Below are 12,788 nucleotides of genomic sequence, written 5' to 3'. Positions count from 1 at the left end.
TTAGTTAAATCACAATTCGACCATCACGGAGGTTTCATGGAACAGAGCGGTAATGGCGCGCTGCACGGCAAGCGCGTTGCGGTGCTGATGACGGACGGCGTCGAGCAGGTCGAGTACACCGGGCCGCGCACTTTCCTGGAGGGGCAGGGCGCGCAGGTGATTTTGATTTCGCCGAAAGCCGTCGGCGAGGCGGTGCAGGGCATGAACCACGACGCGATGGGCGACCGGTTCCCGGTCGAGATGAACATCAAGGATGCGCGTCCGGGCGACTTCGATGCCCTGGTGCTGCCGGGCGGCGAGAAGAACCCCCTGGAGCTGCGCAAGAGCGAGGACTCGATCGCCTTCATCCGCGATTTTTATGCCGAAGACAAGCCGATCGCTGCCATCTGCCACGCGCCCTGGGTGCTGATCGACGCCGGCATCGCCGAGTCGAAAAACCTGACGAGCTGGCCGGAGATCCAGGACGACATGAAGCAGGCTGGGGCGGAATGGGTGGACCAGGAAGTGGTGATCGACGAAAAGCTGATCACGAGCCGCAAGCCGGACGATATTCCAGCCTTTAACGATGCGCTGCTCAAGGCGATGCGGGTCGATCCGCAAGCGGCCGATACGGGGCCGTCGTCGTAAGCAGGCAGCGCCGCCGCGTTTCTCCCTCGACACGCGGCTCTTCGGGTAGGGTGGGCACGCCGTGCCCATGCGGTTTCAGCGTGCCGTTAACAGGAAAGGCAACAGCCGCACCGACAGGTGCACACCTTGTGCATGCACCACGCTAGGCCCCGCTGATCTCGCGCTGCAACTTCCTGGTCAACTTCCCGAACACCAGTTCATACGACCTGCGCAGCAACTGCTGCGCCTCGGCCTCGTCCAGCGCCGCCGCGTCCTCGACGTACACCCATTTCGCCCGCGCCAGATAGGGCGCCGGAATGATCCCCGGCCGGTCGGTCAGTTCCAGGAAGCGCTCGTCCTCGACCTTGAAGCTGATGCCCGTCGCCTCGCCCAGGTTGGTTACGGCGAACATCTTGGCGCCGACCGAGAACACGAGGTCGTTGTCCCATTTGGTGTCTTCGGTGACGCCAGGGAAGGAGCGGCACAGGGCCTTGGCTGCTTCGAAGTTCATACGCGGCTTTCCTTTTGCAGGCAGTGGTTGATCCGGCAACGATTCTATACCGTCGCCGGGAACGCGCATGCATTCAGGAAAGAAAAAACCTTGCGGCCACGACAAATTCCCGGAAGCGCACTGGGCGCCATGCCGGGATCCCTGCTGGCCGAATTGTGTGCCGCTTACGGCTTGCGCAGGCCGTAGTTCGCTTCGCGCTCGAGGTACATGGCGAAATGCACCAGCATCGCGCCGTTGAAGCCCTGGCCGACCACGCGGCCACTGACCTTGTCCTTGCCCGACATGCCCATTTCGAGCGAACCCGAGAACGCGCCGCCTTGCAGGAAAGGCAGCGTAATCTTCGCATTGCCCGGTTTGCCATCGATCTTCAGGGCCGGCTGCGCCGCATCGGCTGCCTGTTCCACTGCATGGATGGTGATGCTCGTCCCCTTCAGTTCCGCAGGAGAGAGAACGGCCTCTTCGTTCGGGCCGATGATGAATGAAGTGGAGTACAACACTTCCTTGCCGTTGACTTTAACCATGATTCCTTCAATGACGTTATGCCGTTAAGCCGCGACTGAGCTCGCGTTGAACAAATGCTAACACAGCAGGCTGCAAATGTTCCGTTCGATACACAGATGGAGCGGCCCGCCAAGCTTAGTGGAGTGCGGCAGCGCCGTAGGTGCGGCGTTGTCCCGGCCGCACCAGCACGCGGCGCGCGGTGGCGAAGGGGACGCCGGCTTCGTACAGGGCGCGGGCGGTGGCGTACATGCCGCGCGCACGGAGCTCGGTAATCGTGGTGTCGATCAGTTTGGCGGTGTCGTGGTCGCGGCGGGTGCGCATGGTGGTCGCCTCGTAAGGAGCTTGCTTGCCGTGGATGCCTGCCTGGTAACGCGTGCCGTGCAGGTGCCGTCAGACAGACGATACGCCTGAATCGGTAGCGGGACAACATCTTGTCTTGTAAAAGCCGCGGCGGCGCAATATGGCAGCCTGGCCCAATTCCCATGGGCGAAATGTCAACGGGCGGTCCTCGCCCCGGGTAGCGGTGCAGCAGCCTTCGTCTTTTTACTACCCTAAATCCAATTACCAGTATTCCAGTGTCCCCTGCGCGCTGCGAGAGGGGAGCGACGCTTTCCTGGCGCCCATGCCCGGTGTTTCCAGCGCCATTCGAACTGAATATCCACATTGGCTGCCGGCGCTGGCCATGGCACTTGCGCAGATGGCGCAATCACGTATTGACATCGGCGCGACACCAGGCCGTCCACCCCGAATCGGGACCGTCGCGTCGACGCAACCGGCTGCCGACCCCCAAAAAAAAGCCAAAAACATAACCGCGGTCAATGATTCTGAAAATTGGCTCCAGCAACATCGTCTCACTTTCACTTTCTTTCCAGACCCTGATGCGGCATCAGTGTCTCAGGCGCCTGGGGTGAAAGAAGTAATGAACGCAATAGGCATTGCGGTCGTCGACGTAGGCAATCTTGCTATATGAGGAGAACGGAAATAACGGACATTCACAATCAGGACGGCGCTGTCACAAGCGGCTGTCGCACGTGGTGGGTGGCAGTTCTGTCGCCTTGAGCATGTTGACGGCCATTTTAAATACTTGTTGCTTCATATATCTTTCAATGAGAAAAGGCGTAAGCAACGGCTCGCGAGTTTACAGCTCAACGTAAAGCAAGTAGATCACACCATAATAATGGAGACATAAAATGCTAGAGACCACATCCAGGCTGGCGCATAGAGCGCCCGCGTACCCGTCTGCACCTTCCGATAAAAAAGAACAAATGATCCAAGGAGCGCTAAATGCATAATTCCTCGGCAGCGGCACTGCGTTCTGATCCACCGGCCTCTAACGCAACGCGCTGGATACAGCTGATCGTCGGCGTCATCTGCATGATTGCGACGGCGAATATCCAGTACGCCTGGACTCTGTTCGTGCCTGAAATTCAGAGTACCCACGGCTGGTCCCGGGCAAGTATCCAGATTGCCTTCACGATCTTCGTCATCGTCCAGACCTGGCTCGCGCCGATCGAGGGCTTCTTTATCGATAAGTTCGGCCCCCGCCTGATGGTCGCGTTTGGCGCCATTTTCATCGGCATGGCCTGGGTGATCAACTCGCAAGCCACCAGCCTGACGGGTTTCTATGTCGGTGCAGCCATCGGCGGTATCGGCGTGGGCTCGATCTATGCAACGTGCATCAACAACGCGCTGAAGTGGTTCCCGGACCGCCGCGGCCTCGCCGTCGGCCTCACCGCCGGTGGTTACGGTGCGGGTTCGGCCGCAACGATCCTGCCGATCGCGGCCATGATCCAGTCGTCGGGTTATCAGGAAACCTTCTTCTTCTTCGGTCTCCTGCAGGGCTCCCTGGCCTTCGTCGCCGCATGGTTCCTGCGCTCGCCGAAGAAGCATGAAGTCAAGAAGTCGGCCAAGCTGATGCAGGCAACGCGCGACTACACGCTCAAAGAGGCGCTCAACACCAAGCTGTTCTGGCTGATGTTCACGATGTTCATCCTGGTCGTCACCGGGGGCATGATGGCAGTTGCGCAGCTGGGCGTGATCGCACAGGATCTGGGCGTGAAAGAATTCGAGGTCGACTTGCACTTCTTCGTGATGGCGGCCTTGCCACTCGCACTGATGCTCGACCGCATCATGAACGGCATCTCGCGTCCGCTGTTCGGCTGGATCTCGGACAACATCGGTCGTGAAAAGACCATGGTCATCGCGTTCACGCTCGAAGGTCTCGGCATCATTGCGCTCGGCTACTTCGGCCACAACCCGTATGCATTCCTGATCCTGTCCGGTGTCGTGTTCCTGGCATGGGGCGAGGTGTACTCGCTGTTCTCGGCCCTGGCCGGCGATGCCTTCGGTACCAAGCACATCGGTAAGATCTACGGCGTCCTGTACACCGCAAAAGGCATCGGCGCGCTGTTCGTCCCGGTCGGCAACCTGATGATGGAGGCGACCGGCACCTGGTCGACCGTCCTGTACACCGTTGCCGCCATGGACCTGACCGCGGCCTTCCTTGCGATCATGGTCCTGCGACCGACGCTGGCGAAGCACGTCGCGTACTCCAAGGATCTCTACGCAAAAGAGAATCCCATGGGCCCGGGCGCGGTACCTGCCTGACGGCATTAGCGCAAGCGTTCAGCAATAGGAAAGCGGGCTTCTTCGGAAGCCCGCTTTTTTTGCTGCGCCCGGCCTCGGAGGCCAGCTGGCCGGCGCCGCGCGCATGCACTAGGCCGCAAAACGACGCCTGCGCCGAGGTCAAAACGCCGTTTGGTGAAACTTGACTTCGGTCAATGAGCCATTCGTGCCCGCCCCGCTATGATGACTCGGTGTTATCACCATTTCATGTTGGTAACTAGTACGGTAGTATTGGTAAGCGCAGTACTGATGAGTCTAAGATAAATCTCCGGAGGAAACAGGTATGGGCAAGGCGTTGGAAGGCGTTCGCATTCTCGATTTCACCCACGTCCAGTCCGGGCCGACCTGTACCCAGCTGCTAGCCTGGTTCGGGGCCGATGTGATCAAGGTAGAGCGCTCCGGTGAGGGCGATGCGACGCGCAACCAGTTGCGCGACATCGAAGGCGTGGACAGCCTGTACTTCACCATGCTCAACCACAACAAGCGCTCCATCACGCTGGACACCAAGCGTCCTGCCGGCAAGGAAGTGCTGGAAGCACTGATCAAGGATTGCGATGTGCTGGTCGAGAATTTCGCCCCGGGCGCGCTCGACCGGATGGGTTTCAGCTGGGAGCGTATCAACGAGCTCAATCCGCGCATGATCGTCGCGTCGGTCAAGGGCTTCGGTCCCGGCCCTTACGAGCACTGCAAGGTCTACGAAAACGTGGCCCAGTGCGCCGGCGGCTCCGCAGCCACCACGGGCTTCGACGATGGCCCGCCGATGGTCACCGGCGCCCAGATCGGCGACAGCGGCAGCGGCCTGCACCTGGCGCTGGGCATCGTGACCGCGCTGTACCAGCGCACCACCACGGGACGCGGCCAGAAGGTGCTCACCTCGATGCAGGATGCCGTGCTGAACCTGTGCCGGGTCAAGCTGCGCGACCAGCAGCGCCTCGAGCGCAATGGCGTCATGGAAGAGTATCCGCAGTACGCCACCGGCCAGTTCGGTGCTTCCGTCCCGCGCGCGGGGAATGCCTCCGGCGGCGGGCAGCCCGGCTGGATCCTCAAGTGCAAGGGCTGGGAGACCGATTCGAACGCGTATATCTACTTCATCGCGCAGGCGCAGGTGTGGGCCCCGATCTGCAAGCTGATCGGGCGCGAGGAGTGGATCACCGACCCCGACTATGCGACGCCCAAGGCACGCCTGCCGCGCCTGATGTCGATCTTCGCCACGGTCGAGGAGTGGACCAAGACCCTCACCAAGTTCGAGGCGATGGATATCCTGAATAAATACGACATCCCGTGCGGGCCGATCCTGTCGATGAAGGAAATCGCCGAGGAGCCTTCGCTGCGCGCCACCGGCACCATCGTCGAGGTCGACCATCCCGAGCGCGGCCCCTACCTTACCGTGGGCAACCCGATCAAGCTCTCCGATAGCCCGACCGAGGTGCTCCGTTCGCCCCTGCTTGGCGAACATACCGACGAAGTGCTGTCCGACCTCGGCTACTCGCCCGAGCAAATCGCGCTGCTGCGCGAGGAACGGGTCATTTAAAACCGGCCAGGCGCCGGCGCCATCATTCTTTCGACGCTGCGCGCGCAAGCGCGCAGCCGGTATCAGGCCGTCGAGGCCATTCTGTAGCGGATCCAGCCATGAACCAAATGATCATTCCAATTCGAGTCGAAGGCGCTTCTCGCCAACGCAAGCGTGAAGCCCCGAAAGGGCGCCGCGTCGATCCCGCCGCACTGGCAGAGGTGCAGGAGCTGCTGGGCAGCGAGTCGCGCCAGCCGGACCTGCTGATCGAGCACCTGCACAAGATCCAGGACCGCTTCGGCTGCCTGTCGGCGCCGCACCTGGCCGCGCTGGCCAGCGAAATGCGGCTGGCGCAGACCGAGGTCTATGAAGTGGCCACCTTCTACCACCACTTCGACGTGGTGAAGGAAGGCGGCGAAGCGCCGGCCGCGCTGACCGTGCGGGTGTGCGACGGCCTGTCCTGCGAGATGGCGGGCGCGCGTGAGCTGCTCGACAAGCTGCCGGCGATCCTGGGCCGCGACGTGCGCGTGCTGGCGGCGCCCTGCATCGGCCGTTGCGAGCAGGCCCCTGCGGCCGTCGTCGGCCAGAACCCGGTGCCGTTCGCCACCGTCGAGGCGGTCGAGGCGACCGTGACTGCCGGCGCCACCAAGGATGTGCCGAGCGAGTTCAGCGGCTACATGGCCTACCGCGAGGGCGGCGGCTACCGCCTGCTGCGCGAATGCATCGCCGGCATGCACGACGTCGAAACGGTGCTGCGCACGATGGAAGACTCCGGCCTGCGCGGCCTCGGCGGCGCGGGCTTCCCGGCCGGGCGCAAGTGGCGCATCGTGCGCGCCGAGCAGGGGCCGCGCCTGATGGCGATCAACATCGACGAGGGCGAGCCGGGCACCTTCAAGGACCGCTTCTATCTCGAGCGCGACCCGCACCGCTTCATCGAGGGCGCGCTGATCGCTGCCTGGGCGGTGGGCATCGAGACCATTTACGTTTACCTGCGCGACGAATACCACGGCTGCCGCGCCCTGCTCGAAAGCGAGCTGGCGCAGCTGCGCGCCGACCCGCCGGTGCAGGGCATGCCCGAGATCATCCTGCGCCGCGGCGCCGGCGCCTACATCTGCGGCGAAGAATCGGCCATGATCGAGTCGCTCGAAGGCAAGCGCGGCATGCCGCGCCTGCGTCCGCCGTATGTGGCGCAGGTCGGCCTGTTCGGCCGCCCGACCCTGGAACATAACTTCGAGACCCTGCACTGGGTGCGCGACATCCTCGAAAAGGGCGCCGGCTGGTTTGCCGGCCACGGCCGCAACGGCCGCAAGGGACTGCGCTCGTTCTCGGTTTCCGGGCGGGTCAAGCAGCCGGGCGTCAAGCTGGCGCCGGCCGGCATCACCATCGTCGAATTGATCGAGGAGTACTGCGGCGGCATGCAGGACGGCCATGCCTTCTATGCCTACCTGCCGGGCGGCGCATCGGGCGGCATCCTGCCGGCCTCGATGGGCGATATCCCGCTCGACTTCGACACCCTGCAGCCCTACGGCTGCTTCATCGGATCGGCCGCGGTGGTGGTCCTGTCCGACCAGGACAGCGCGGTTGGCGCTGCCCGCAACACGATGCAGTTCTTCAAGCACGAGTCCTGCGGCCAATGCACGCCGTGCCGGGTCGGCACCGCGAAGGCGGCGGCCCTGATCGAACAGCCGGCCTGGAACCTGTCGCTGCTGGGCGAGCTGTCGCAGGTGATGCGCGACGCTTCGATTTGCGGGCTGGGACAGGCAGCGCCGAATCCGATCGACTGCGTCGTCAAATATTTTCCACACGAGCTGGGGCTGGGATAAAAGATGAACGCGATTACCCGAAATGAACTGGCGCAGGTGAATGCGCCCACCGTAAGCTTCGAACTCAACGGCCGGGCGGTGACCGGCCTGGCCAACGAGACGATCATCGAGATCGCCGACCGCGAAGGCATCGACATTCCGCGCCTGTGCTACAAGGAAGGCCTGGACACGGCCGGCAACTGCCGTTCCTGCATGGTCGAGATCAACGGCGAGCGCGTGCTGGCACCGTCGTGCTGCCGCTTCCCGTCGCCCGGCATGAAGGTCAGCACCGACAGCGAGCGCGCCGTGGCGGCGCAGAAGATGGTGCTCGAACTGCTGCAGTCCGATATGCCGGAAGCCGAGTACACCCGCCACAACGAAGTCGACCAATGGGCGGCCAAGCTGGGCGTGGGCAGGCCGCGCTTCGAGGCGCGCCAGCGCGTCGAGCCGGACCGTTCGCATGCCGCCATCACCGTCAACCTCGACGCCTGCATCCAGTGCACCCGCTGCGTGCGTGCCTGCCGCGACGAGCAGATGAACGACGTGATCGGCCTGGCCCTGCGCGGCCCGGAAACCAAGATCGTGTTCGACATGGACGATCCGATGGGGAACTCCACTTGCGTGGCCTGCGGCGAATGCGTGCAGGCCTGCCCGACCGGTGCCCTGATGCCGGCGCGCGAGGTGGCCCTCAACATCCCGGACAAGCAGGTCGAGTCGGTTTGCCCGTATTGCGGCGTCGGCTGCCAGCTGACCTATAACGTCAAGGACAACAAGATCCTGTACGTCGAGGGCCGCGACGGCCCCGCCAACCACGGGCGCCTGTGCGTCAAGGGCCGCTACGGCTTCGACTACGCGCACCACCCGCACCGCCTGACCGTGCCCCTGATCCGCCGTGCCGGCGCGCCCAAGCGCGGCGACGTCGAGATGGACCCGACCCGCGTGATGGAGTACTTCCGCGAGGCCAGCTGGGAAGAGGCACTGGAACTGGCCGGCGGCAAGCTGGCCCAGATCCGCGACACCTACGGCAAGAAGTCGCTGGCCGGCTTCGGCTCGGCCAAGGGCAGCAACGAGGAAGCCTACCTGTTCCAGAAACTGGTGCGCACCGGCTTCGGCAGCAATAACGTCGACCACTGCACCCGCCTGTGCCACGCGTCGTCGGTCGTGGCGCTGCTCGAGGGGATCGGTTCGGGCGCGGTATCGAATCCGGTGATGGACGTGGTCAATGCCGAGGTGATCTTCGTCATCGGCGCCAACCCGACCGTCAACCACCCGGTGGCCGCCACCTGGATCAAGAACGCGGTCGCGAACGGCTCCAAGCTGATCGTGTGCGACCCGCGCCGCTCGGAACTGGCGCGCATGTCGCACCGCTTCCTGCAGTTCAAGCCGGATACCGACGTCGCCATGCTCAACGCGATGATGCACGTCATCGTCCACGAAAACCTGGTCGACCGCGACTTCATCGAAAGCCGCACGGTCGGCTACGAAGACCTGAAGAAGAACGTCGAAGGCTACAGCCCCGAGGCGATGGCGCCGATCTGCGGCATCGACGCCGAGACCCTGCGCTACACCGCGCGCCTGTACGCGACCTCGCGCGCCTCGATCATCCTGTGGGGCATGGGCGTGTCCCAGCACGTGCACGGCACCGACAACGCGCGCTGCCTGATCGCGCTGGCCCTGATGACCGGCCAGATCGGCCGGGTCGGCACCGGCCTGCATCCGCTGCGCGGCCAGAACAACGTGCAGGGCGCGTCCGACGCCGGCCTGATCCCGATGATGTATCCGGACTACCAGCACGTGGCAGACCCGGCGGTGCAGGCGCGCTTCGAGGCCGCATGGAAGCTCGAGCCCGGCACGCTCGACAGCACGCCGGGCCTGACCGTGGTCGAGGTGATGCACGGGATCCTGCATGGCGATGTGCGCGGCATGTACGTGATGGGCGAGAATCCGGCGATGTCCGATCCGGACGCCAACCACGCGCGCAAGGCGCTCGCGGCGCTCGATATCCTGGTGGTGCAGGACATCTTCCTGACCGAGACCGCCTACCTGGCCGACGTGATCCTGCCGGCGACCGCCTTCCCCGAGAAGACCGGCACCTTCACCAATACCGACCGCCTGGTCCAGATGGGACGCCAGGCGATCGACCCGCCCGGCGAGGCCAAGCCCGACCTCTGGATCATCCAGCAGCTCGCGCGCCGCCTGGGCCTGGACTGGAACTACGGCCACGTGTCGGAAGTGTTCGACGAAATGCGCCGCACCATGCCCAGCATCGGCGGCATCACCTGGGAGCGGCTCGAGCGCGAGCACGCGGTGGTCTACCCGTGCGTGGAGGAGGGCGATCCGGGCCAGCCGGTCGTGTTCACCGACTTCTTCCCGCGCGAATCCGGGCGTGCCCGCTTCGTCCCGGCCGACATCATCCCGGCCGCCGAACGGCCGGATCCGGAATACCCGATGGTGCTGATCACCGGGCGCCAGCTGGAACACTGGCACACGGGCAGCATGACGCGGCGCGCGCTGGTGCTCGATGCGCTCGAACCCGATCCGGTGGCGCTGGTGCATCCGCTCGACCTGGCGGCGATGGGAGCCCAGCCGGGCGCGGTCATCACCATCGAGTCGCGCCGCGGCCGCGTGACGCTGTATGCGCGTGCCGACGAGAGTTCGCCGCGCGGCGCGATCTTCGTACCGTTCTGCTACTACGAAGCGGCGATCAACCGGCTCACGAATGCCGCCCTCGACCCGTTCGCCAAGATCCCGGAGTTCAAATACTGCGCGATCCGGGTGACCCCGGGCGGCGAGGATCCGGTGCAGGGCAGCTATGGCGGCGGACAGGTGCTGGCCGCGACCAACCTGGCGCGTCCGGCAGCCCGGATCGACTGAGCAAGGCGGAGCCTCCATGACGACCTGGGTGTTTCATCATCCGGCCTGCCTCGGGCACCAGCCCGGGCCGGGCCATCCGGAATCGCCGCAGCGCCTGCATGCGGTGATGCAGGCGCTGCGCCAGCCGGAATTCGAGCAGCTGGCCTGGCGCGAGGCGCCGCACGGCACGCGCCAACAGGTGTTGCTGGTGCACCGCGACGAGTATGTCGAGGCGATCGCCGCCGTGGCGCCGGAGAGCGGCCTGGTGGCGCTCGACGGCGGCGACACGGTGATGTCGCCCGGCACCTGGGAGGCGGTGATGCGCTGCGTCGGCGCCGCCTGTGCCGGGGTCGATGCGGTGCTGGCGGGCGAGGCCGATAACGTGTTCTGCGCGACCAGGCCTTGCGGACACCACGCCGAGCCGGACCGTGCGATGGGCTTTTGCGTCTTCAACCAGGCCGCCATCGCTGCCGTCCACGCCCTAGAAGCGCACGGCCTGCAGCGCGTTGCCGTGGTCGATTTCGACGTCCACCATGGAAACGGCACGCAAGCCGCGTTCTACGACCGTCCGGAACTCTTCTTCGGCTCGAGCCACCAGTCGCCGCTGTATCCGGGGACCGGCGCGGCCAGCGAGACCGGCACCAGCGGCAATATCGTCAACGTGCCGCTGCCGCCGGGCTGCGGCTCGCGCATGTTCCGCGAACGGGTCGCCGGCGAGCTGCTGCCCGCATTGCGCCGCTTTGCGCCGGAGTTGATCATCGTGTCGGCCGGGTTCGACGCGCACCGGCTCGACCCCTTGGCCGGCATGAACCTGGAAGACGAGGATTTCGCCTGGATCACGCGCGAAGTGATCGGGATTGCGAACGAGGTGTGCCAGGGCCGGGTCGTCTCGATCCTCGAAGGCGGCTACAGCGGCGAAGGGCTCGCCGGCGGTTGCGCGGCGCACGTGCGCGCACTGATGCAGCGCTAAGCTACGTCCGGGCAGGGCGGGGGAATGATCCGGGCGATCCGCTCGGCCCCTTCGTCCAGCAGGAACTGCCGGAAGGCCCGCGCCACCGGCGGCAGGCGCTTCTCGCGGCGGTGCACGACATACCAGTTGAGCATCAAGGGAAAACCCTCGACCTCCAGCACCACCAGGCTGCGCGCCGTGAGCTCGCGGCCGATGGTGTGCGCCGACAGGAAGCCCAGCCCCATGCCGGCGATCACCGCCTGCTTGAGCGTCTCCGTGCTCTTGATTTCCATTGCCACGTTCAGTTCGGCCAGGTGCTTGCCGAACGCCTCCTGCATCGAAAACCAGGTATCCGAGCCGGACTCGCGAATCACGAAGGGCTGACGGATCAGCTCGTCCATCGAAATGCGCCCGCGCCCGGCCAGCGGATGGTCGGGCGCGCCCACGATCACGTAGGGGTGGGGCGCAAAGGCATCGTTCTGCGTGTCGAGCCCGGAAGGCGGACGCACCATCACCGCCAGGTCGGTGCGGTTGGCCGCCAGCCTGCCCAGCAGTTCCTCGCGGTTGTGCACCGTCAGGTTCAGCTGCACACCCGGATGCTGGCGCGCGAAGGCGACCATCAGCTGCGGGAAAAAATAGTCGCCGGCACTGATGACCGCCACGTTCAGCTTGCCGCCCGCAATCCCCTTCAACTGCGCCATGGTGTTTTCCGCTTCATCGAACTGCTGGATGATCTCGCGGCAAAAGTGCAGCAGCTCTTCACCCGCCTGGGTCAGGTAGATCTTTTTCCCCAGTTGTTCGAACAGGGGCATCCCGACGTGGCCTTCGAGGGTCCGGATCTGGATCGACACGGCCGGTTGGGTGAGGTGCAGCTCTTCGGCCGCGCGCGAAAAACTGAGGCGGCGGGCGACCGCCTCGAAGACCTTCAGCTGACGCAGCGTCGCGTTTTTCATTCCACTCCCCAAGCTATAAACGATTGCTAATGATTATCCATAAAAACTTTAAGTATTGCTAATCATTTTGTTCGAATAGTATGGGTTCCAGATAACTCAACCACACGTTTCCACCGGGAGAATTGCCATGAAGACGATCTGCAGCAGCGACGCCGACGCCCAGCGTAACGCCTACAACGCGGCCTTTCATGAACTGGGACTGAGCTGGTACTGGGACGCAGGACAGTACGCGCGGGCAGCGTCCGGCAATGACGACCGCACCGGCCTGCGCAAGTACCTGGCCGAGCACCAGCCGCACCTGCTCAGCGCGCATGACGCCGATTTCCTGGTCGAGGCCATTCTCGCCACCAAGGAGCGCTGCCACGCCAAGCTGAGCGCCGCCGGCCGCAATCCCGGCGCTTTCATCAACTGGCGCGAGATCCAGCAGCGGCAGATCGGGGTCTAAGTAACACTGCTTGAGTTGAGATTTTTGAATCTT

The 12,788-nt window shown here is 64.3% G+C and carries 12 protein-coding genes; 8 read left to right on the top strand and 4 right to left on the bottom strand.

All coding sequences use genetic code 11. The features are described 5' to 3' along the window. Window positions 1-36: 36 nt before the first annotated feature. On the top strand, window positions 37-627 hold the full coding sequence (locus tag ACFPAH_RS14790) for a type 1 glutamine amidotransferase domain-containing protein (protein ID WP_379746780.1): 591 nt from the start codon (window positions 37-39) through the stop codon (window positions 625-627). A gap of 142 nt (window positions 628-769) precedes the next feature. Here ACFPAH_RS14790 and ACFPAH_RS14785 read toward each other — a convergent pair whose 3' ends face one another. The 3 genes from ACFPAH_RS14785 to ACFPAH_RS14775 all read right to left on the bottom strand — a co-directional run bounded on the left by ACFPAH_RS14785 (window position 770) and on the right by ACFPAH_RS14775 (window position 1,939). Next, window positions 770-1,117 (bottom strand): MmcQ/YjbR family DNA-binding protein, encoded by a 348-nt coding sequence (locus ACFPAH_RS14785; protein WP_379746779.1) that lies wholly within the window; start codon window positions 1,115-1,117, stop codon window positions 770-772. Window positions 1,118-1,281: 164 nt separating this feature from the next. Then, window positions 1,282-1,638, bottom strand: coding sequence for a hypothetical protein (locus ACFPAH_RS14780; protein WP_379746777.1), 357 nt, complete (start codon window positions 1,636-1,638; stop codon window positions 1,282-1,284). A gap of 115 nt (window positions 1,639-1,753) precedes the next feature. Next, window positions 1,754-1,939, bottom strand: a complete 186-nt coding sequence (locus ACFPAH_RS14775) for a hypothetical protein (RefSeq protein ID WP_379746775.1) — start codon at window positions 1,937-1,939, stop codon at window positions 1,754-1,756. A gap of 301 nt (window positions 1,940-2,240) precedes the next feature. On the opposite strand from ACFPAH_RS14775, the gene ACFPAH_RS14770 reads away from it, so the two are divergent. From ACFPAH_RS14770 to ACFPAH_RS14745, 6 genes are all read left to right on the top strand, one after another. Further along, a complete protein-coding gene (locus ACFPAH_RS14770; protein WP_379746773.1) occupies window positions 2,241-2,588 on the top strand; it encodes a hypothetical protein in 348 nt (115 codons plus the stop codon). A 314-nt stretch (window positions 2,589-2,902) separates the two neighbouring features. Continuing rightward, window positions 2,903-4,225, top strand: coding sequence for an oxalate/formate MFS antiporter (gene oxlT, locus ACFPAH_RS14765; RefSeq protein ID WP_379746771.1), 1,323 nt, complete (start codon window positions 2,903-2,905; stop codon window positions 4,223-4,225). A gap of 301 nt (window positions 4,226-4,526) precedes the next feature. Beyond that, window positions 4,527-5,774, top strand: a complete 1,248-nt coding sequence (frc, locus tag ACFPAH_RS14760; RefSeq protein ID WP_379746769.1) for a formyl-CoA transferase — start codon at window positions 4,527-4,529, stop codon at window positions 5,772-5,774. Window positions 5,775-5,872: 98 nt separating this feature from the next. After that, complete coding sequence (locus ACFPAH_RS14755; RefSeq protein WP_379746767.1) at window positions 5,873-7,576, top strand: NAD(P)H-dependent oxidoreductase subunit E; 1,704 nt, start codon at window positions 5,873-5,875, stop codon at window positions 7,574-7,576. A 3-nt stretch (window positions 7,577-7,579) separates the two neighbouring features. After that, complete coding sequence (gene fdhF / locus ACFPAH_RS14750; RefSeq protein WP_379746765.1) at window positions 7,580-10,429, top strand: formate dehydrogenase subunit alpha; 2,850 nt, start codon at window positions 7,580-7,582, stop codon at window positions 10,427-10,429. A gap of 16 nt (window positions 10,430-10,445) precedes the next feature. Then, the gene (locus ACFPAH_RS14745) at window positions 10,446-11,378 is read left to right on the top strand and encodes a histone deacetylase family protein (protein ID WP_379746763.1); all 933 of its coding nucleotides are present in this window, start codon (window positions 10,446-10,448) and stop codon (window positions 11,376-11,378) included. Here ACFPAH_RS14745 and ACFPAH_RS14740 read toward each other — a convergent pair. Then, window positions 11,375-12,310 carry a LysR family transcriptional regulator gene (locus ACFPAH_RS14740; protein WP_379746761.1) on the bottom strand — a complete coding sequence of 312 codons (936 nt, stop codon included), beginning with the start codon at window positions 12,308-12,310 and terminating at the stop codon, window positions 11,375-11,377. The two genes, ACFPAH_RS14745 and ACFPAH_RS14740, sit on opposite strands and share 4 nt — an antisense overlap. Before the next feature lie 127 nt (window positions 12,311-12,437). On the opposite strand from ACFPAH_RS14740, the gene ACFPAH_RS14735 reads away from it, so the two are divergent. Then, the gene (locus ACFPAH_RS14735) at window positions 12,438-12,755 is read left to right on the top strand and encodes a hypothetical protein (protein WP_379746759.1); all 318 of its coding nucleotides are present in this window, start codon (window positions 12,438-12,440) and stop codon (window positions 12,753-12,755) included. The last annotated feature ends 33 nt before the right edge of the window (window positions 12,756-12,788 follow it).

The organism is Massilia sp. GCM10023247, assembly GCF_042653325.1.
Lineage (GTDB): Bacteria > Pseudomonadota > Gammaproteobacteria > Burkholderiales > Burkholderiaceae_D > Telluria.
Note: the sequence above shows the minus strand (reverse complement) of the source record. Positions and strands in the feature narration are given on the sequence as shown.